Annotated in this window: 17 protein-coding genes and 1 pseudogene; 11 read left to right on the plus strand and 7 right to left on the minus strand. The window is 72.0% G+C overall.

Annotated features, from left to right (window positions below; genetic code table 11):
- The first annotated feature begins 50 nt into the window (after window positions 1–50).
- Window positions 51–1,742, plus strand: coding sequence for a proline--tRNA ligase (locus tag ACX28W_RS25525; RefSeq protein ID WP_459001704.1), 1,692 nt, complete (start codon window positions 51–53; stop codon window positions 1,740–1,742).
- A 99-nt stretch (window positions 1,743–1,841) separates the two neighbouring features.
- Here ACX28W_RS25525 and ACX28W_RS25530 read toward each other — a convergent pair whose 3' ends face one another.
- From ACX28W_RS25530 to ACX28W_RS25540, 3 genes are read right to left on the minus strand one after another with little or no spacing between them, the layout of a single operon-like run.
- Window positions 1,842–2,765 carry an aminoglycoside phosphotransferase family protein gene (locus ACX28W_RS25530; protein ID WP_459001705.1) on the minus strand — a complete coding sequence of 308 codons (924 nt, stop codon included), beginning with the start codon at window positions 2,763–2,765 and terminating at the stop codon, window positions 1,842–1,844.
- A 39-nt stretch (window positions 2,766–2,804) separates the two neighbouring features.
- Complete coding sequence (locus tag ACX28W_RS25535) at window positions 2,805–3,287, minus strand: ferritin-like domain-containing protein (RefSeq protein WP_459001706.1); 483 nt, start codon at window positions 3,285–3,287, stop codon at window positions 2,805–2,807.
- A complete protein-coding gene (locus tag ACX28W_RS25540; RefSeq protein ID WP_459001707.1) occupies window positions 3,284–3,838 on the minus strand; it encodes a hypothetical protein in 555 nt (184 codons plus the stop codon). The genes ACX28W_RS25535 and ACX28W_RS25540 overlap by 4 nt, the downstream gene beginning before the upstream one ends.
- A 330-nt stretch (window positions 3,839–4,168) precedes the next feature.
- Here ACX28W_RS25540 and rimP point away from each other — a divergent pair, with 330 nt between their 5' ends.
- The 10 genes and pseudogenes from rimP to ACX28W_RS25590 all read left to right on the plus strand — a co-directional run bounded on the left by rimP (window position 4,169) and on the right by ACX28W_RS25590 (window position 16,612).
- Entirely contained in the window at window positions 4,169–4,666 is a 498-nt protein-coding gene (gene rimP, locus ACX28W_RS25545; protein ID WP_459001708.1) for a ribosome maturation factor RimP, read from the plus strand.
- A 2-nt stretch (window positions 4,667–4,668) separates the two neighbouring features.
- Entirely contained in the window at window positions 4,669–5,667 is a 999-nt protein-coding gene (gene nusA, locus ACX28W_RS25550) for a transcription termination factor NusA (RefSeq protein WP_459001709.1), read from the plus strand.
- A 101-nt stretch (window positions 5,668–5,768) separates the two neighbouring features.
- Window positions 5,769–6,047 carry a YlxR family protein gene (locus tag ACX28W_RS25555; RefSeq protein WP_362074609.1) on the plus strand — a complete coding sequence of 93 codons (279 nt, stop codon included), beginning with the start codon at window positions 5,769–5,771 and terminating at the stop codon, window positions 6,045–6,047.
- Between the two features lie 147 nt (window positions 6,048–6,194).
- Window positions 6,195–9,350, plus strand: a complete 3,156-nt coding sequence (gene infB / locus ACX28W_RS25560) for a translation initiation factor IF-2 (RefSeq protein ID WP_459001710.1) — start codon at window positions 6,195–6,197, stop codon at window positions 9,348–9,350.
- A gap of 276 nt (window positions 9,351–9,626) precedes the next feature.
- Entirely contained in the window at window positions 9,627–9,920 is a 294-nt protein-coding gene (locus ACX28W_RS25565) for a DUF503 domain-containing protein (RefSeq protein WP_459001712.1), read from the plus strand.
- Window positions 9,921–9,953: 33 nt separating this feature from the next.
- A complete protein-coding gene (gene rbfA / locus ACX28W_RS25570; protein ID WP_459001714.1) occupies window positions 9,954–10,406 on the plus strand; it encodes a 30S ribosome-binding factor RbfA in 453 nt (150 codons plus the stop codon).
- Window positions 10,403–11,308, plus strand: coding sequence for a tRNA pseudouridine(55) synthase TruB (truB, locus tag ACX28W_RS25575; RefSeq protein WP_459001716.1), 906 nt, complete (start codon window positions 10,403–10,405; stop codon window positions 11,306–11,308). Before rbfA ends, truB begins: the two co-directional genes overlap by 4 nt.
- Before the next feature lie 259 nt (window positions 11,309–11,567).
- Window positions 11,568–13,667: pseudogene (locus ACX28W_RS25580) on the plus strand (trypsin-like peptidase domain-containing protein); the annotation flags it as partial.
- A gap of 351 nt (window positions 13,668–14,018) precedes the next feature.
- Complete coding sequence (locus tag ACX28W_RS25585; RefSeq protein WP_459001717.1) at window positions 14,019–15,542, plus strand: hypothetical protein; 1,524 nt, start codon at window positions 14,019–14,021, stop codon at window positions 15,540–15,542.
- A gap of 116 nt (window positions 15,543–15,658) precedes the next feature.
- The gene (locus ACX28W_RS25590; protein WP_459001718.1) at window positions 15,659–16,612 is read left to right on the plus strand and encodes a bifunctional riboflavin kinase/FAD synthetase; all 954 of its coding nucleotides are present in this window, start codon (window positions 15,659–15,661) and stop codon (window positions 16,610–16,612) included.
- A 70-nt stretch (window positions 16,613–16,682) separates the two neighbouring features.
- Here ACX28W_RS25590 and ACX28W_RS25595 read toward each other — a convergent pair whose 3' ends face one another.
- The 4 genes from ACX28W_RS25595 to ACX28W_RS25610 are packed head-to-tail and all read right to left on the minus strand — an operon-like array spanning window position 16,683 to window position 20,759.
- Window positions 16,683–17,684, minus strand: coding sequence for an ABC transporter ATP-binding protein (locus tag ACX28W_RS25595; RefSeq protein WP_459001750.1), 1,002 nt, complete (start codon window positions 17,682–17,684; stop codon window positions 16,683–16,685).
- Window positions 17,685–17,728: 44 nt separating this feature from the next.
- Window positions 17,729–18,715 (minus strand): ABC transporter ATP-binding protein, encoded by a 987-nt coding sequence (locus ACX28W_RS25600; protein WP_459001719.1) that lies wholly within the window; start codon window positions 18,713–18,715, stop codon window positions 17,729–17,731.
- Complete coding sequence (locus tag ACX28W_RS25605; protein WP_459001720.1) at window positions 18,712–19,695, minus strand: ABC transporter permease; 984 nt, start codon at window positions 19,693–19,695, stop codon at window positions 18,712–18,714. The genes ACX28W_RS25600 and ACX28W_RS25605 overlap by 4 nt, the downstream gene beginning before the upstream one ends.
- Entirely contained in the window at window positions 19,692–20,759 is a 1,068-nt protein-coding gene (locus tag ACX28W_RS25610; RefSeq protein ID WP_459001722.1) for an ABC transporter permease, read from the minus strand. Before ACX28W_RS25610 ends, ACX28W_RS25605 begins: the two co-directional genes overlap by 4 nt.
- Between the last annotated feature and the right edge of the window lie 14 nt (window positions 20,760–20,773).

Consider the following 20,773-nt stretch of genomic DNA (forward strand, 5'->3'; position numbering starts at 1 on the left):
GCCCGGCTAACCTCCTTGCCATCACCCTTACGCAGCAGGAGTCGAGAATCATGGCCCAGGTCCAGCGCATGTCCCGTTTGATGGTCAAGACACTGCGTGACGACCCGGCGGACGCCGAGACACTCAACCACAAACTGCTCGTGCGCGCCGGTTACGTGCGCCGCAACGCCGCGGGCATCTGGACCTGGCTGCCGCTCGGCAAGAAGGTCCTCGACAACGTCTCCCGCGTGGTCCGCGAGGAGATGGACGCGATCGGCGCGCAGGAAGTACTGCTGCCCGCCCTGCTGCCCAAGGAGCCGTACGAGGCGTCGGCCCGCTGGGAGGAGTACGGCGACCTGCTGTTCCGCCTCAAGGACCGCAAGGGCGCCGAGTACCTGCTCGGCCCGACCCATGAGGAGATCTTCACCCTCGTAGTGAAGGACCAGGTGGCCTCCTACAAGGACCTGCCGGTCATGCTCTACCAGATCCAGACCAAGTACCGGGACGAGGCCCGCCCGCGTTCCGGCGTGCTGCGCGGCCGCGAGTTCCAGATGAAGGACTCGTACTCCTTCGACACGACGGACGAGGGGCTCGCCGAGTCGTACGCGCTGCACCGCGCCGCGTACCAGAAGATCTTCGCGCGCCTGGGCCTGGACTACCGCATCGTGTCGGCCGTCTCGGGCGCCATGGGCGGCTCGGCGTCGGAGGAGTTCCTGGCTCCCGCCGCGGCCGGTGAGGACACCTTCGTGGACTGCCCGGCTTGCGACTACGCGGCGAACACGGAGGCGGTCACCTTCAAGCTGACGCCCGTGGACAGGCAGCACGGCCCCGTCGAGGAGCTGGACACCCCCGACACCCCGACCATCGAGTCGCTCGCCGAGCACCTGGGCGTCCCGGCCTCCGCCACCCTCAAGAACCTGCTGGTCAAGGTCGACGGCGAGATCGTCGCCGTCGGTGTCCCCGGCAACCGCGAGGTCGACCTCGGCAAGCTGGGCGAGCACCTCGCACCCGCCGTCGTGGAACTGGTGACGGCCGAGGACTTCGAGGGCCGCGAGGACCTCGTACGCGGTTACGTGGGCCCGCAGGGCCTGGAGAAGGTCCGCTACATCGCCGACCCCCGGGTGGCCCCCGGCACCGCCTGGATCACCGGCGCGAACAAGGTCAACACGCACGCGAAGAACGTCGTCGCCGGCCGTGACTTCGAGGTCGACGACTACCTCGACGTCGTCGTGGTCGAGGAGGGCGACCCCTGCCCGTCCTGCGGCGCCGGCCTCAAGCTGGACCGCGCGATCGAGATCGGCCACATCTTCCAGCTCGGCCGCAAGTACGCCGACACCTTCCAGCTGGACGTCCTCGGCCAGCAGGGCAAGCCGGTCCGCGTGACCATGGGCTCGTACGGCATCGGTGTCTCACGTGCGGTGGCCGCGCTGGCCGAGCAGTCGGCGGACGAGCAGGGCCTGTGCTGGCCCCAGGAGATCGCTCCCGCCGACGTCCACGTCGTGGCCGCGGGCAAGGCCCTGCAGACCGAGCTGGCCCTCGACGTCTCGGAGAAGCTGGGCGCCGCGGGCGTGCGGGTCCTGGTGGACGACCGGGCCGGTGTCTCGCCGGGCGTGAAGTTCACCGACGCCGAGCTCATCGGCGTACCGCACATCCTGGTGGCGGGGCGGCGCTCGGCCGAGGGTGTCCTGGAGCTGAAGGACCGCCGTACCGGTGAGCGCGAGGAGCTGACCGTCGACGAGGCGATCGCCCGCCTGACGGCGTAACCGCAGGACAGCCGGGAGGCGCTCAAGATTCATCTCCGGAGCATGGGCGCCTCACGGACTTCTGAGAGCCGCACAGGGCAGTCACAGCGGACAGGGCAGTCAGAGCCAGCCCGCGAACTCCAGCAGCAGCTCGGCATCCTGCGCCCGCCCGACCCGCCGCGCCCGTACGCCGGACTCGACCGCCCGGAACAGGGTCCAGCCCCGCAGCCGCTCCTGGTCCACGTCCAGGGACTCGGCGAGCCGCTTCACGCGCCGCCGGGTGGTCGATGCTCCCGAGGGGGTCGCGATCAGGTCCTCCACCCGGTCGCGGACCAGCCGGGCCAGGTCGAAGGCGCACTCGCCGACCACCGGGTCGGGGCCCACGGCCAGCCAGGGCATGCGCTCACCGGCGAGTACCTTGCTCTGCCGGAAGGTGCCGTGCAGCAGCCGTTCCTCGGGCGGGTCGGCGAGGAGTTCGGTGCGGGCGGCGAGCGCCGCGTCGACCAGTGCCGTGACGTCGGCGTCAGCGCTCGCCGTCGCCCGCATCGCCTCGGCCTGTCGTCCGGTCCGCTCCGCGACCGTCTCGAAGACATGGGCGGCGGGCGGCTCGACCCACAGCCGGCGCAGCGTCCCCGCCGCCTCCAGCAGCGCCTTCGCCTCGGGCAGCGAGCGCACCGACAGGTCGGGACGCAACCGCTCCAGCAGCATGACGCCGTGCGTGTCGCCGGGATTGAGAAGCTGCACCGCGCCCCGACCGTCCCAGTGCGCGAGCGCGGCCCGTTCACTCTCCGGACGGGCCCGTTCCGGCGCCAGCTTCAGCACGGCGGGCGTCCCGTCGAACCGTCGCACCAGCACGACCAGACTGCTGCGCCCGCCGGGTGCCTGCACCCGCTCGACGGTCAACTCGCGTAGATCAACAGCCTGTTGCACCAGTGCGGGCAGCATGTCCAGCCACTCACTGGTGCCGTCGGTTCCCCCGTTGGACCCGCCCCGCTGCGTCTCGCCGAGCGCCCGCACCAGGCGCTGCGGCGGTTCGAAAGCCATGCGCGAGTCCATCCGAGAGTTGTTCCCTTCCAGGTCGCGTTACGTGGGCGAGGGTGCCGACGCGGACGGGGTGGCCGACCGCTCGGCGAGCCCAGGGAAGGGTACGCTCTCCCCGCGCCAGCGCACCGCCCGCACCGCCGCCTCCCGCAGCGCCTGCGCGGCTGAGCCCCGCCGGTCGCCCGAGGAGGCGCGTACGAGGTCGGAGTACACCCCGGCCACCCGCTCCTCCAACTCAGCGGCGAACCGTACAGCCGCGGCCGAGTCCTTCACCGCGAACGGGAGTGCGTACGCCGCCGCCGCGACCACGGGCTTCCCGCCCAGGTCCCGTACGGCCCGCGCCAGTTCGTCCCGCCGCGCCCGATGGGCGTCGTACGCCGCCCGCGCCTCGCTCCGGCGCTCCGTACCGATCCTGCCGCCGACGACTCCGTAGCCGTACACCACGGCGTGCTCGGCGGCCAGCGCGGCCTGCAGGGCGTCGAGCTCCGCGGTCGTGGCCTTCTTCGTGTCGTCGGTCGAACTCACTTCGCACCCTCCGTCAGCAAAAAGGCGTGCGCGGCCCCGGCGGCCGCGACCGAGGCCAGCAGCCTGGCCAGCTCTCCCGGGGCCTCCAGCAGGGCCTTCGTGCGCTGGTCGGCCAGGGTGCGCTCGGCCGAGGCGAGGTCGGTGAGCGCGTCCTTCTCGCTGGTGGGCACGGTGGGGGAGGCGGACGCGGAAGCCGATACGGAAGCGGAAGGGGAAGCGGGAGTGGGAGTGGGAGTGGGCGCGGAGGGCTTGCTGCTCCCGGTGCCCCCGAACGCCTTCGCATGCCGTACGACCTCTGCCCGCAGCGGGCTCAGCCGCTCCGCCAGTGGGGGATGGGCGGTGATCACGGCGGCGTACCGCGCCGCGAGCGTCTCGCTGTCGCGGGCCGCACGCGCGCGTGCGCGGTCCGCGGCCGAGGGGCTCCCGCCCGTGGTGTCGGTGGACGACTCGGGGGCGGAACAGCCCGCGAGCACGACGGCGCCCGCGGCGGACGCGAGCAGACTCCTTCGGCGCGGTCCCGTGGGGGTGCGCGACGGCAGGGTGAACGGCACGGCAGACGTCCTCGGAAGGCTCGTACGAACGGGAGGGCGGCACGCCCGTGATCACGGTACCCGCGCCGGACCCGATCATCACCCAGCGGCTCTCACCCCAGCCCCAGACCCCGCCAGGTATCCCAGCCCGTCATGGGGGTCCCCCCTGCTCGAGCGAAGCCGAGAGCTTGGGGGAGGGTAGGGGCGGCGGGGGCGAGGAGCCCGCCGTAGGCGGTGACGGCCCGCACACGCCCGTGTTCCGGTGGACGGCAACACCCCCCGCGACCGGATACCCTTTGACCTGACACACGACCTACCCACAACAGCACACGCGGCCGAGGAGTCACCCGGATGAGCACGACCCAGAGCGAGAGGCTGCGAGAACTGCTGGAACCGCTCGTCGGCACTCAGGGACTCGATCTCGAGGAGATCGAAGTGGACTCGGTCGGCCGCAAGCGCGTGCTGCGTGTAGTCGTCGACTCGGACACCGGTGCCGACCTGGACCAGATCGCCGATGTGAGCCGCGCGCTCTCGGCGAAGCTCGACGAGACGGACGCGATGGGCGAGGGCGAATACACCCTCGAGGTCGGAACCCCCGGTGCCGAGCGCGAGCTCAAGGAGCACCGTCACTACGTACGCGCCATCGACCGGCTGGTGAAGTTCCAGCTCGGCGAGGGCGGCGAACTGGTCGCCAGAATCCTCGACGTGGATGACGCCGGTATCGACGTCGAAGTACCGGGCGTGAAGGGGCGCAAGCCCACCGCCAAGAGGCTCGCCTTCGAGGACATCGCCAAGGCGCGCGTCCAGGTCGAGTTCAGCCGCAAGGACAAGAAGGAAGAGGAGGCGTAGCCGTGGACATCGACATGAGTGCCCTGCGTGGCTTGGTGCGGGAGAAGGAGATCTCCTTCGACCTGCTGGTCGAGGCGATCGAGTCGGCCCTCCTCATCGCCTACCACCGTACCGAGGGAAGCCGCCGCCACGCGCGCGTGAAGCTCGACCGGGAGACCGGTCATGTGACCGTGTGGGCGAAGGAGGACCCCCAGGACCTGGAGGAGGGGCAGGAGGCGCGCGAGTTCGACGACACCCCGTCCGGGTTCGGCCGGATCGCCGCGACCACCGCCAAGCAGGTCATCCTGCAGCGCCTGCGGGACGCCGAGGACGACGCGACGCTCGGTGAGTACGCCGGGCGGGAGGGCGACATCGTCACCGGTGTGGTCCAGCAGGGCCGCGACCCGAAGAACGTGCTCGTCGACATCGGCAAGCTGGAGGCCATCCTGCCGGTGCAGGAGCAGGTCCCGGGCGAGATGTACCAGCACGGCCTGCGGCTGCGCTCGTACGTCGTACGGGTGGCGAAGGGTGTCCGCGGTCCGTCCGTGACCCTGTCCCGTACGCATCCCAATCTGGTGAAGAAGCTCTTCGCGCTCGAAGTGCCGGAGATCGCCGACGGCTCGGTCGAGATCGCCGCCATCGCGCGTGAGGCCGGCCACCGTACGAAGATCGCCGTCCGGTCGACCCGTAGCGGCCTGAACCCCAAGGGCGCCTGCATCGGCCCCATGGGCGGCCGGGTCCGCAATGTGATGGCCGAGCTGAACGGCGAGAAGATCGACATCGTCGACTGGTCGGACGATCCGGCCGAGATGGTGGCGAACGCGCTGTCCCCGGCCCGTGTCTCCAAGGTCGAGGTCGTCGACCTCGCGGCCCGCTCCGCGCGCGTGACCGTCCCGGACTACCAGCTGTCGCTGGCGATCGGCAAGGAAGGGCAGAACGCCCGCCTCGCGGCCCGTCTCACGGGCTGGCGGATCGACATCCGCCCGGACACCGAACAGCCTGCCGAGCAGCGCGGGGAATAGATCGGGAATAGATCCAAGCCTCAGGTGGCTTAGATCACGACAACAACCGTTCGATTCTTGCCGCAAAGGGGTGAGGTCGGTACGGGGAGGTAGACTTAAGAGTGTCTGGCCGGACGCGAGCCCGCGCATGCCCTGAACGCACCTGTGTGGGGTGCCGGGAGCGAGCGGCCAAGAAGGATCTGCTGCGCATCGTGGCGGTCGAGGGTGAATGTGTCCCCGATCATCGCGGTACGCTGCCCGGCCGGGGTGCGTATGTACATCCCGCCCTGGTCTGCCTCGACCTGGCGGTACGCCGCCGGGCATTCCCACGGGCGCTGCGTGCCCAGGGATCGCTCGACACAGCGGCGTTGCGCCTCTACGTCGAGCAGGCAACACCGTAAGACGTGTCGCACGGAACCCCCGTGCGGCCCTGGTACCCCGCGAGTTGGAAGTAGGTCGAGATTGCGATGAGCACTCGATGAGCACGCGATGAGTACGCCCATGAAGTAGCGACGGTCCGGACGCATCCCGGACCTAAAAGGAGCGAAGTGGCTAAGGTCCGGGTATACGAACTCGCCAAGGAGTTCGGGGTTGAGAGCAAGGTCGTCATGGCCAAGCTCCAAGAACTCGGTGAATTCGTCCGTTCGGCGTCCTCGACGATCGAGGCGCCCGTTGTACGCAAACTGACTGACGCCCTCCAGCAGGGCAGCGGTGGCGGCAAGCCCGCCTCCGCCCGCAAGGCTGCCCCGGCGAAGCCGGGCGCCCCCTCTCCCGCGCAGGCAGCCCGTCCGGCCGCCCCGCGCCCGCCGGCCCCGAAGCCGGCCGTGTCCGAGCGCCCCTCGGCGCCGGTCACTCCCGTCACTCCGGCCGCGCCGGGCCCGCGTCCCACTCCGGGTCCCAAGCCTGCTCCGAAGCCCGCTCCGGCGGCTCCGGCTCCGGTCGCGGCTGAGTTCACCGCCCCCCCGTCGGCTCCTGCGGCTTCTGCGGCTCCGGCCGCCGGCGCTCGTCCGGGTGCCCGTCCCGGCGCCCCGAAGCCCGGTGCCCGTCCGGCCGGTCCCGGCCAGGGCGGTCAGGGTCGTGGCGAGCGTCCCGACCGCGGTGAGCGTCCCGACCGCGGTGACCGTGGCGACCGTCAGGGCGCTCCGCGTCCGGGTGGCCAGGCTCCGCGTCCCGGCGCTCGTCCGGCCGGACCGCGTCCGGGCAACAACCCGTTCACCTCTGGTGGCTCCACCGGCATGGCGCGCCCGCAGGCGCCCCGTCCGGGCGGTGCCCCGCGTCCCGGTGGCGACCGTCCCGGCGGCGCTCCGCGTCCGCAGGGCGCGGGTCAGGACCGTGCTCCCCGTCCCCAGGGCGGTCCCGGCGGCGCTCCGCGTCCGCAGGGCGGTCCGGGCGGTGCCCGTCCGACTCCGGGCGGCATGCCCCGTCCTCAGGGCGGTGCTCCGCGTCCCGGCGGTGGCCCCGGTGGCAACCGTCCGAACCCCGGCATGATGCCGCAGCGTCCCGCTGCGGGTACCCCGCGTCCCGGCGGTGGCCCCGGTGGCCGCGGTCCCGGTGGCGGCGGCGGTCGTCCCGGTGGTCCCGGTGGCGGCGGCGGTCGTCCGGGTGGCGGCGGCTTCGCCGGTCGTCCCGGTGGCGGCGGTGGCGGTTTCGCGGGTCGTCCCGCTGGTCCCGGCGGTGGTGGCGGCGGCTTCGCCGGCCGTCCCGGTGGTCCCGGCGGTGGCGGCGGTGGCCGTCCCGGCTTCGGCGGTCGTCCGGGTGGTCCCGGTGGCCGTGGTGGCACGCAGGGTGCGTTCGGCCGTCCCGGCGGTCCCGCGCGCCGTGGTCGCAAGTCGAAGCGGCAGAGGCGCCAGGAGTACGAGGCCATGCAGGCCCCGTCGGTCGGCGGCGTGATGCTGCCTCGCGGCAACGGACAGTCCGTCCGCCTGTCGCGCGGTGCGTCCCTCACCGACTTCGCCGAGAAGATCGGCGCCAACCCGGCGTCGCTCGTCGGCGTGATGATGAACCTCGGCGAGATGGTCACTGCCACGCAGTCCGTCTCCGACGAGACGCTGAAGCTCCTCGCGGACGAGATGAACTTCGTCCTCGAGATCGTCAGCCCCGAGGAGGAGGACCGCGAGCTGCTCGAGTCCTTCGACATCGAGTTCGGCGAGGACGAGGGTGGCGAGGAGTTCCTCGTCGCGCGTCCGCCGGTCGTGACCGTCATGGGTCACGTCGACCACGGTAAGACCCGACTGCTCGACACCATCCGCAAGACGAACGTCGTCGCGGGCGAGGCCGGCGGTATCACGCAGCACATCGGTGCGTACCAGGTCGCGACCCAGGTCAACGAAGAAGAGCGCAGGATCACCTTCATCGACACCCCGGGTCACGAGGCGTTCACCGCCATGCGTGCTCGTGGTGCGAAGTCGACCGACATCGCGATCCTCGTGGTGGCGGCCAACGACGGTGTGATGCCCCAGACGATCGAGGCGTTGAACCACGCCAAGGCGGCCGGTGTGCCGATCGTGGTCGCGGTCAACAAGATCGACGTCGAGGGCGCGGACCCGACCAAGGTGCGCGGTCAGCTCACCGAGTTCGGTCTGGTGGCCGAGGAGTACGGCGGCGACACGATGTTCGTCGACATCTCCGCCAAGCAGGGCCTCAACATCGAGAGCCTGCTGGAGGCCGTGGTCCTGACCGCGGACGCCTCGCTCGACCTGCGGGCCAACCCGGAGCAGGACGCGCAGGGTATTGCGATCGAGTCCCACCTCGACCGCGGCCGCGGTGCCGTCGCGACCGTCCTGGTCCAGCGAGGCACCCTGCGGGTCGGCGACACCATGGTGGTCGGCGACGCGTACGGCCGTGTCCGAGCGATGCTCGACGACAAGGGCGAGAACGTGGAAGAGGCGGGTCCCTCGACTCCGGTCCTCGTCCTCGGTCTCACCAACGTCCCGGGCGCCGGCGACAACTTCCTGGTTGTCGACGAGGACCGCACGGCGCGTCAGATCGCCGAGAAGCGCGCGGCGCGTGAGCGCAACGCCAACTTCGCCCGCCGGGGTGTCCGGTTCTCCCTGGAGAACCTGGACGAGGCCCTCAAGGCCGGTCTGGTGCAGGAACTCAACCTCATCATCAAGGGCGACGCGTCCGGTTCGGTGGAGGCTCTCGAGTCCTCGCTGCTCCAGCTCGACGTCGGCGAAGAGGTCGACATCCGCATCCTGCACCGCGGTGTGGGTGCGGTCACCGAGTCCGACATCAACCTGGCGACCGGCTCCGACGCCATCGTCATCGGCTTCAACGTCCGCGCTGCGGGCCGCGCGGCTCAGATGGCGGAGCGCGAGGGCGTCGATGTCCGGTACTACTCGGTGATCTACCAGGCCATCGAGGAGATCGAGGCGGCCCTCAAGGGCATGCTCAAGCCGGAGTACGAGGAGGTCGAGCTCGGCACGGCGGAGATCCGCGAGGTCTTCAAGTCGTCCAAGCTGGGCAACATCGCCGGTGTCCTGGTCCGTTCGGGAGAGGTCAAGCGCAACACCAAGGCGCGCCTCATCCGCGACGGCAAGGTCATCGCGGAGAACCTCAACATCTCCGGGCTGCGTCGCTTCAAGGACGACGTCACCGAGATCCGCGAAGGCTTCGAGGGTGGTATCAACCTCGGAAACTTCAACGACATCAAGGTCGACGACGTCATCGCGACGTACGAGATGCGCGAGAAGCCGCGGTCGTAAAGCGGTTGTGTGAGCTGGCCGGCGGTGACAAGTCACCGCCGGCCAGCTCGCCGCTTTTAGGGGCGCGGGGAACTGCGCGACAAGCCCCCACCGGCTGGCAGCCGAAGAAACAACCCAGGGGGTCTGGGGCACGGCCCCAGGAGGATGGGACGGGTAGGGGCGGCGGGGGCGAAAATATCCGTCGAGCACCCCCACCCGTTCGTTGTACGGTTCTGATGTCCCTGCCAAGTGATTGGCAGGCCGTCTATCCCGTACCGGCGGGACATCCGGTTACACATGTACGTGGGGACACTGTCCTTCGACCTGCTCCTCGGCGACGTTCGCTCGCTGAAGGAGAAACGCTCAGTCGTCCGGCCCATCGTGGCCGAGCTCCAGCGCAAGTACGTGGTGAGCGTGGCGGAGACGGGCAACCAGGACCTGCACCGCAGGGCCGAGATCGGCCTCGCGGTGGTCTCCGGAGACACCGAGCACCTCACCGACGTACTGGACCGGTGCGAACGGCTCGTCGCGGCTCGACCGGAGGTGGAGTTGCTGTCGGTACGGCGCAGGCTCCACAAAGACGAAGATTGACGAAACAAGCAAGGCGAAGAAGGAGACGGACCAGTGGCCGACAACGCGCGGGCGAAGAGGCTGGCGGACCTCATTCGAGAGGTGGTGGCCCAGAAGCTGCAGCGCGGGATCAAGGACCCGCGGCTCGGTTCACACGTGACCATCACGGACACCCGGGTCACCGGGGACCTCCGGGAGGCGACCGTCTTCTACACGGTGTACGGGGACGACGAGGAGCGCGCGGCCGCGGCCGCGGGCCTGGAGAGCGCCAAGGGCGTGCTCCGCTCAGCGGTCGGCGCGGCGGCGGGCGTGAAGTTCACGCCGACGCTGACCTTCGTCGCGGACGCCCTGCCGGACACCGCCAAGACCATCGAGGACCTGCTCGACAAGGCACGGGCCTCGGACGCGAAGGTGCGCGAGGTCTCGGCCGGCGCCACCTTCGCCGGTGACGCGGACCCGTACAAGAAGCCGGACGACGAGGACGAGACGGGCGAAGCCGCCGAATGACCGAGAAGCACCGGACGCCCGACGGGCTTGTCATTGTCGACAAGCCGTCGGGCTTCACTTCGCACGACGTGGTCGCCAAGATGCGCGGGATCGCCAGAACCCGCCGCGTCGGACACGCCGGCACCCTCGACCCCATGGCGACGGGCGTGCTCGTCCTCGGCGTCGAGAAGGCGACCAAGCTCCTCGGGCACCTCGCGCTCACCGAGAAGGAGTACCTCGGCACGATCCGGCTCGGCCAGAACACGGTGACCGACGACGCCGAGGGCGACATCACGTCGTCCACGGACGCGTCGGACGTCAAGCGTGAGGCCATCGACGCCGGCGTCGCCAAGCTGACCGGCGCCATCATGCAGGTCCCGTCCAAGGTCAGCGCCATCAAGATCGACGGCGTGCGCTCGTACAAGCGGGCACGCGACGGCGAGGACTTCGAGATCCCGGCCCGCCCGGTGACCATCTCCTCGTTCGCGGTGTACGACATCCGCGACGCGGTCGCCGAGGACGGCACGCCGGTGCTCGACCTGGTCGTCTCGGTGGTGTGCTCGTCCGGGACGTACATCCGCGCGCTGGCTCGCGATCTGGGCGCGGACCTGGGAGTCGGCGGTCATCTCACCGCGCTGCGCCGCACCCGCGTCGGCCCGTACAAGCTCGACTCCGCGCGCACCCTCGACCAGCTCCAGGAGGAGCTGACCGTGATGCCGATCGCGGAGGCGGCCGCGGCCGCGTTCCCGCGCTGGGATGTCGACGCCAAGCGGGCGCGGCTGCTCCTCAACGGCGTACGCCTGGAGATGCCCGAGACCTACGCGGGCAAGGGCGCCGTGGCGGTCTTCGATCCGTCGGGAGCGTTCCTGGCGCTGGTGGAGGAGCAGAAGGGGAAGGCCAAGAGCCTCGCGGTGTTCGGCTGACGCCGATGGGCCCTGCGGGGCGGCCAGAGGCGCTCGCGCGTGGAGCGGCGGTCACGGGGCTTCGTGTCCGCCGCTCCACGGTCCCCCCTCGGTTCCCCCACCCATGGGTGTATCCATCCGGCCTCCCCCATTCACCCCATCGAGCAGGCGCTCGGAGTGAACCGAGGGAGCGGAAGGGGGCGCGTTCGCCACGCGATCTGTCCCGCTGATCACTCCGCGCCTACCGTCGGAAACAGGAGCGCGGCGGGGAGGTTCGAGCATGGCGGGACGCGGCCCGCGGACCGGGAACGAGCAGACACCGGACGACACCCGCCGGACGCGGGACCAAGCCCTGGTGTGCATCCGCGACCTGGCGGGACGCCCGCGCGGCACGGGCTTCGCCGCCGACCACCACGGCACGGTGATCACCAGCCACGAGGCCGTCGACGGCGTCACCCGCCTCGTCCTCCACGCCCCCGGCGACCGCATCTGCGTGGTGACCGCCGACGCCGTCACACCCCTCCCGGAAGCCGATCTGGCGCTCGTACGCACCGAGGGCCTCGGCCTCGACCCGCTGCCCATCACCGTGCGGGACCGGGTCGAGACCGGCAGGTACGTCCGGATCGCCGCGGGCGGCTGGCGCGAGGCGCGGGTGCTCGGCACCACCGCCGCGACGTACACGGCGACCGATCGCTTCCATCTCCTCGACGACGCCGTGGAGTTGGCGATCGGTACGGCGGGTGCGGACGCGCTCCGCCTGGGTGGCGGGGCGGCCGGGGGACCGGTGCTCGACGCGTCGACCGGGGCGGTGGTCGGCGTCCTCGGCACCGCGCTGCACACCGGGCACCCGGCGGCGGGTTTCGCCGTCCCGCTGCGGCGGCCGGGCGTCGAGGAGCCGCTCGCGGCGCTGCTGGCCCGCAATGCGGCGACGGTGCCCGCGTACGGGGCCGATCTCAATCCGGCAGGTGTCCTGGAGCTCACGGCGACCTCGGTGGGGTCGGACGGGCCGGGGGCCGCGACATCGGCGGGAACCGGCGGCGGGGTGTCCGGTCCGCCCGTCGAACGGGCCGCCGTGGTACGGGAGTTCGCGGCCTTCGCGGACGGTCCGGCCGCCGTCCTCGGGCTCGTCGGCCCGCCCGGCAGCGGCCGTACGACAGAACTCGCGGCCCTCGCCGCCCGCCGCGCCCGGGGCGCGGAACCGGCACCCACGCTCTGGTTGCGCGGTGCCGACCTCCTCGCCACGGACACCTCCGTCGCGGACGCGGCGTCACGGACGCTGGAGCGGGCGGGGCTGATCGTGGCGGCCTCGAGGGAGCCGGGGGAGCCCGGGAAGCAAGGCGAGGCCGGAGAGTTTGAGGAGCGACAGTCCGGCCCTTCGGGGGTGCTGCCTCCCGACCGGTACGGCGGTGAACTGGGCGACATCGAACCCGATCGCCTGGCCCGGCTGGCGCGGGACACCGGACGCCCGCTGCTCCTCCTTCTCGACGGACCCGAGGAGATGCCGCCCGCGCTCGCCCACCGGCTGCCTCACTGGACCGCGGGGACGGCCGAGTGGCTGCGGGCGACCGGGGCGCGGCTCGTCGTGGCGTGCCGGGCCGAATACTGGGAGCAGGCCGGAGCGGAGTTTCCGGGGGAGTTGCTGCACCGGGCCGGGGCCGACGCGCAACCGCTGTCTCCGCCCGGTGTCCGGCTGGGCGATCTGACCGAGGGGGAGGCGCGGCGGGTCCGGACCCGGGCCGGGATCCCCGAGGACGCACTGGCGGAGGCCGACGCACGGCACCCATTGACACTGCGGCTGCTGTCGGAGGTGCTGGCCGCGCTGCCGGACACGCTCGCCCTACGGCTGGACCGGGACGAGGTCTTCTCCGCCCACCTGGACCTGATGTGCCTGCGCGTCGCGGTCCGGCTCGCGGCGGCGAACGGGCTGCGCGGCACGGCCGTACGACGTCTCGCCGCCCAGGTCTCCGGCCAGGTGCACGAGGCCGCGCGGCGCTGTCTGGGGCCCGGGCAGGGCGAGTTGGACCGCGAGTCCTTCGAAGCCGTCTTCCCGTGGGGCACCGCCCCCGGGCGCCGACTCGGCCGTACCACCGGCTGGGCCTCCGCCGTCCTCACCGAGGGCCTCCTGGTCCCGGCCGGCAACGGCTACCGCTTCGCCCACGAAGAACTCGCCGACTGGATCCAGGGCACCCACCTGGACCTGGACGCGGCCCTGCACGCCTTGGTCCACCGGGGCCGCGACGCCCGGCGGGCGGCGCCTGCGGGGTGGGGCATGGCCGGGTCTTCCGCGACGAGTACCGCGGGCGCGGGCACGACGGGAACCCCGTCGGCACCCCCGCCCGCAGTGGCGGGCGCGACCACGCGAACGGATCGCGTCCCGGCGCAACGGGTGCCCTCGTCCCCGTCGGCAGAGGCGGCCGGGCCCCCGGCCGGACCGGGAGCCGGACCGAAATCCGGACCGGGAGCCGGGCCGAAAGCCGGGACGACCGCGACGCGTCGCCGGAGGGCCGCCGGTGGCCCGCGCTGACCAGTCTCCCCGGCCATCCCCGCAACCTCGGCCATCCCCGCAACCTCGTCCACCCCAGCAACCTCGGCCACCCCGCCCCACACCCAAGCCCATTCCCGCCCCCTCCCTCGCCACCGCATCGGCCCCGTCGTCCAGGCCCTGCTCCTGCTGGCCCGTCAACAGGGCGCCGCCGAACTGGCCATCCGCCTGGAGGACTTGGTTCACGCCATGGACGCCCCGCCGCCGGAGGCATCCGCCCCGCCGCCGGAGGCATCCGCCCCGCCCGGGGACCCCACCTGGTGGGCCACCCGTCTCCTCGGTGACGTCGTGTCCCGCGTGCCCGACGCGACGCCGTACGCCGGGGTCCTGCGACTGCTCGCCGAGCGGACCGTGGCGTGGCGGGAGCAGGGCCGGGGCGTGCCGGGGGAGTTCGGGCCGTCCTTCTGGGAGGCGTTGCCACTGCCGAAGGCGGAGCGGCTCGACCTGCTGAGGCGCCTGGTCGTCGCGGACAGGGCCCCCTGCGACTCCGGGACCGCGTCCCCGCGCTACCTGGACGCCGTGGCCCGTCTCCTCGCCGCCGACCCCACCGGCGTACCGCTCCACCTCACCCGCTGGTTCGACGACGACCGCCCGCTGCCCGCGACGCCCCACGCGACCGTGGCGACCGCCGCGCAGGCCTTGCTGTACACGCACCGGAGGCGCGCCCTGGACGAGCTGGCGGAGGCGCTGGTCGGCTGTGCGCACCGGCGGGGCGACGAGCTGCTGACCGTGCTCGCGGAGGAGGAGCCGTCGGCCGTGTGCCGGGCGGTGGACCGGTGGGCACACGACGGACGACCGGCGCGGCGGGTGGCGGCGGTGGCGTACGGGCTGCGCGCCGCGCCGCACGTCCGCACCGAGGCCGACCGCGAGCTCCTGCGCTACGCGGCGCTCGCCCTGCTGGCCCGCCCCGCCGACAGCATGCTGCACGGCGGAGCGCTCGGCCTCCTCGTACGGGATCCATGGACCCGGGCCCGGTACCTGCCGCAGGCGTTGGAGCGGTTCGCCGCGGGTGACGCGCAGTTGCCCGCGAGCGCGCTGGTCGCGGCCCTGGCCACGCACCCGGACCCGGTGTTCGGCGCCTTCCGGGCCCGGCTGCGGCAGTCGGGCCCGGACACGGGCGAGGTGCTGCGCACGCTCGCCGACGTCACCACGCCGGCCCTCGCCCGCCGCGTCGCCACGCTGGTACGGGAGGTGGTGGAGCTGCGCCCGGCGGCCGCCGCGGACGTCGCCGCGTATGTGGACCGGCGTCTGGACCACGGGCCCGCCGCTCGCGCGGTGCTGTTTCCCCTGGTCACCGGCCTGCTGGTCGGCTGCCCCGCGCCGGTGCGGGCGGCCCTCGCGGCGGTGTTGGCGGCTCCCGGCAGCCGCACCTCCGGCGCCCTGCGCCGCGAGCTGCTGGACCTGCTGCTCGCGCACGAGCAGGACCCGGCCGTCCTCGACACCTTGCTGCGGGCCGCCGTGGACGGCGTGGCACGTCGGGGCGAGGAGCCCACCCGCGAGCTGGTGCACCGGACAGGCCTGCTCATGGTCCGTACCCCTGCCGGTGCCACCGGCTTCGACCGCGGTCTCGTCGACCTGGCCCACCAGGTCCCCGGCTTCGCCGGACTCGTGGCCCGCTGGCTGACCTGCGCGCCGGAGGAGTGGGCCGGCGTGGTCGGCCCGAGCACCCGCCGCATGATCGAGAGCCTGGCCGGGGTGCGGGTTCCGGTCTGACCCGTGCGCGATGCGTCACACCCCGATGCCGATGCGAACCGCGCGCACGCGGCATGGCACCCTTAGAGCTGCGAATGAGGCAATCACGGACACACGTTCGACAAGGAGCGGTCACAGTGCAGCGCTGGCGTGGCTTGGAGGACATCCCCGAGGACTGGGGGCGCAGCGTCGTCACCATCGGTTCCTACGACGGGGTGCACCGCGGACACCAGCTGATCATCCGGCATGCGGTGGAGCGCGCCCGTGAGCTGGGCGTGCCCTCCGTCGTCGTCACCTTCGACCCGCACCCGAGCGAGGTCGTGCGCCCCGGCAGCCACCCCCCGCTGCTCGCCCCGCACCACCGCCGCGCCGAACTGATGGCCGAGCTGGGCGTGGACGCGCTGCTCATCCTCCCCTTCACCACCGAGTTCTCGAAGCTGTCGCCCGCCGACTTCGTGGTGAAGGTCCTCGTCGACAAGCTGCACGCCAAGGCCGTCGTCGAGGGCCCGAACTTCCGCTTCGGCCACAAGGCCACCGGCAACGTCGACTTCCTCCGTGAGCAGGGCGAGACGTACGACTTCGAGGTCGAGGTGGTGGAGCTGTACGTGAGCGGTGCGGCCGGCGGCGGCCTGCCCTTCTCCTCGACCCTGACCCGGCGGCTCGTCGCCGAGGGCGACGTCGAGGGCGCGCGCGAGATCCTGGGCCGCCCGCACCGCGTCGAGGGCATCGTCGTCCGTGGCGCCCAGCGCGGCCGCGACCTCGGCTTCCCGACCGCCAACGTCGAGACCCTGCCGCACACCGCGATCCCCGCCGACGGCGTCTACGCCGGCTGGCTGCACGTCGAGGGTGAGGCGATGCCCGCCGCGATCTCGGTCGGCACGAACCCGCAGTTCGACGGCACCGAGCGCACGGTGGAGGCGTACGCCATCGACCGCGTCGGCCTCGACCTGTACGGCCTGCACGTTGCCGTCGACTTCCTCGCCTACGTCCGCGGCATGGCCAAGTTCGACTCCATCGAGGCGCTGCTGGAGGCCATCGCGGACGACGTGAAGCGGTCGCGGGAGCTGATCGAGGCGTACGACGCCGCGTAGGGCATTCGGCGGATACGTCGATGGGGGCGGCCGGTGCTTTTCAGCGCACCGGCCGCCCCCATCGACGTACCTACCGAGTGACCGCGGATGTCGCCCAGTGGCAGGCCACCTGCGCCGCACCGCCCCCGCCCAGCACCTCCGGATCCCGGCTGCGGCAGGCGTCCGCGACCCCCGCCTGCTCCGCCTCCCCACTCGCCAGGATCTGGCAGCGCGCGTGGAAACGGCAGCCGGACGGGATGCGGGACGGGTCCGGTGGCTCGCCGGTCAGGACGACGGGGTCGCCCGGCGCCTCGGGGAGCACGGACAACAGGGCCTGGGTGTACGGGTGCTGAGGTGCCGTCAGGACTTTCTCCACCTCGCCCGTCTCCACGATCCGGCCCAGGTACATCACCGCGACCCGGTCGGCGATGTTCCACGCCAGGCCCAGGTCATGGGTCACCACCAGGGCGGACAGGCCGAGTTCGGCGCGCAGTCGCAGCAGCAGGGCGAGGATCTCACCGCGTACCGACGCGTCGAGCGAGGCCACCGGCTCGTCGGCGACGATGAGTTCGGGCTCCAGGACGAGTGCGCCCGCGATGACGACACGCTGGCGCTGGCCGCCGGAGAGTTCGTGCGGGTAGCGGAGGAAGAAGCGCTCCGGCGGGCGCAGGCCGGCCCGGGAGAGGGCTCCCGCGACCGCTGCCTGCTCGTCGCCGCCGTAACCGTGGATGCGCAGCCCCTCGGCCACCGCGTCGTACACCGTGTGCCGGGGGTTGAGTGAGCCGCTCGGATCCTGGAGGACCAGCTGGACGCGCTTGCGGTAGGCCTTCAGGGAGCGCGAGGAGTAGTCGAGTGGCTTGCCGTCGAAGGTGACGCGGCCGCCGGTCGGTGGGACGAGGCCCAGGAGGGAGCGGGCCAGTGTCGTCTTGCCGCAGCCCGACTCGCCGACCAGGGCCACGATCTCACCGGGCCGGATGTCGAGGTCGACGCCGTCGACCGCACGGGCGCGGGCGGCGCCGTGCCGGCCGGGGAACGAGACGTGCAGGCCTTCCGCGGAGAGGAGAGGAGATGTCGGCACGGGCGGCGTCGTCATAGGAGGTGTGGGCGGTGTGGGAGGTGTCGGCGTGGGCGGTGTCGTCATGGGGTGCTCCTGGCTGGTTCCGCTGCTACGGCCGCGGCGCCCACGTGCACACAGGCCGCCCACCGCCCCTCACCCGCGTCCCGCAAGGGCTGGTCCTGGGTACCGCACGACTCCAGCGCCACCGGACACCGGGGATGGAACGTACAGCCGGACGGCAGCGCCGACGGATCCGGCGGATCGCCCGGCAGGCCGCGCGGCGCGAACCGTGACGCCGCGTCGCCGATGCGCGGGAACGCCGCCGACAGGGCCGTGCCGTACGGATGCCGGGCGTCCTCGTACACCTGCCGGGCGGGGCCCTCCTCGACGACCCGGCCCGCGTACATCACCGCGAGCCGGTCGCAGGTGTCGGCCAGTACGGCGAGGTCGTGGCTGATCATGACGAGGCCCAGCTCCTGCTCGGCGACGAGCTGTTCGATCAGGCGCAGGATCTGTGCCTGGATCATCACGTCGAGGGCCGTGGTCGGTTCGTCGGCGATGACCAGCCGGGGGTCGCAGGCCAACGCCATGGCGATCATGACGCGTTGGCGTTGGCCGCCGGACAGCTCGTGCGGGTACGCGTCCGCGCGGGCGGCGGGCAGGCCCACGTGTTCGAGCAGCTCGCCGGTCTTCTTCCGCGCGCCCGCCGGGGTCGCCTTCTTGTGCAGCAGGATCGGCTCGGCGATCTGGTCGCCGATGCGGTGCACGGCGTTGAGCGAATGCATCGCGCCCTGGAAGACGATCGAGGCGCCCGCCCAGCGGACCGCCCGCACCCGGCCCCACTTCATCGTCAGCACGTCCTCGCCGTCGAGCAGGATCTCCCCGCTCGTGCGGGTGCCCGCGGGCAGCAGCCGCAGCAGCGCGAGCGCCAGCGTGGACTTTCCGCAGCCGGACTCGCCCGCGATACCGAGCTTCTGGCCCGCTTCGAGGGAGAGGTCCACGCCGCGTACGGCGGCCGCCCCACCCGCGTACGTCACTGCGAGGTTCCTGACGTCAAGGAGCGTCATCGCGCCACCCCCAGCTTGGGGTTGAGGACCGATTCGACCGCGCGCCCGCACAGGGTGAACGCCAGCGCGACCACCGCGATCGCGATACCCGGCGGTACCAGATACCACCACTTGCCCGCGCTGACCGCGCCTGCCTCCCGCGCGTCCTGGAGCAGCCCGCCCCACGAGACGACCGTCGGATCGCCGAGTCCGAGAAACGCGAGCGTCGCCTCGGCGAGGATCGCGGAGGAGATGATCAGCGTCGTCTGGGCCAGCACCAGCGGCATCACATTGGGCAGCACGTGACGGGACATGACGTGCCAGTGCCCGCCGCCGAGCGCCTTCGCCCGCTCGATGTACGGCCGCGACTCCACGGCGAGGGTCTGCGCGCGGACCAGGCGGGCCGTCGTGGGCCAGGTGGTGACGCCGATGGCCAGGATGATCGTGCCGAGCGACCGGGTCAGCACGGTGGCCAGCGCGATCGCGAGGACGAGCGTCGGCATGACCAGGAACCAGTCCGTGATCCGCATGATCACGGTCGCGTACCAGCCGCGGAAGTGCCCGGCGGTGATGCCGATCAGCGCGCCGATCGCGACGGACAGCACCGCCGCGAGCAGCCCGACGAGCAGCGAGACCCGGGCGCCCCACACCACCAGCCCGAGCAGGCTGCGTCCGAACTGATCGGTGCCCAGCGGGAATTCGGCACTCGGACTCTCCATCGGCCGCCCGGGCGCGTCGGTGACGCTCTGCACGTCGGAGCCGACGGTCAGCGGCGCGGTCAGCGCGATGAGCGCGAAGAGGCCGAGGGCGGCGAGCCCGAAGACTCCTGCCCGGTGGGTGCGGTACTGCTTCCAGAAGCGGGCGGCGGAGTGGCGGCGGCGTTGCCGGGCGAGCGCGCGGGGGCTCCTCGCCGACACTGGCGCGGCCGGTTCGGTTGGTTCGGCCTTTTCGGCCGCGGTGGATTCGGTTGTCATCGGCCCGTCCGACTCGGTCGCGGTCATCGGCCCACCCGTGGGTCCAGCAGCGGATAGATCAGATCGGCCAGCATGTTCATCACGATCACCGCCGCCGCGAAGACGAAGAACAGCCCTTGGACCAGCGGCAGATCGGGCACGCTCAGGGCCTGGTAGAAGAGCCCGCCGAGCCCCGGCCAGGAGAAGACGGTCTCGACGAGGATCACTCCCGCGACCGTCCGGCCGAGGTTGATGAAGATCAGTGTCACGGTCGGCAGCAGCGCGTTCGGCACGGCGTGGCGGCGTCGTACCAGGTCGTCCCTGAGGCCCTTGGCCCGCGCCGTCGTCAGATAGTCGCTGCCCATCTCGTCGAGCAGCGCCGAGCGCGTGACGAGCAGCGTCTGCCCGTACTCGACCGCGACCAGCGTCACCACCGGCAGGATCAGATGGTGGGCGACATCGATGACGTACGCGAAGCCCTCCTTGCCCCCCGACTCCATGCCGCCGGTCGGGAAGAGGCCGGGGATCGGGCCCATGCCCACCGAGAAGACGATGATGAGCAGCAGCCCGAGCCAGAACGACGGGATGGAGTAGAGGGTCAGCGCCAGACCTGTGTGGAGCCGGTCGGAGAGTCCGCCGTTGCGCCACGCGCTGCGGGTGCCGATGAAGATGCCGAGCACGGTGTAGAGGACGAACGCCGTGCCGGTGAGCAGGAGGGTGTTCGGCAGCGCCTCGGTGATCTTGTCGATGACGGGCGCCCGGAACTGGTACGAGGTGCCCAGATCACCGGTGAGCGCCTTGCCGCAGTACTCCGTGAACTGCTCCCACATCGGCAGGTCGAGCCCGAACTCCTTGCGGTAGTTGGCGAGTTGCTCGGCGGACACCTGGCGACCGCCCGTCATGTACTTGACCGGGTCGCCGGGGATGAGCCGGAAGAGGAAGAAGCTGGTGACGAGGACGGCGAGCAGCGAGACGGCCGCGCCGCCCAACTTGCCCGCCACATAGCGCAGATACGCGGCGCCGGTACGCGCCCGTGGCCCGCGGACCGACGGCCCGGCGTCGGCCGGACCGTCGGTCGCCTCGACCAGCGAGGGTGTTGCCTCAGCGGTCATGAACTACTCATTCG

Source organism: Streptomyces sp. SD15 (genome assembly GCF_054462255.1).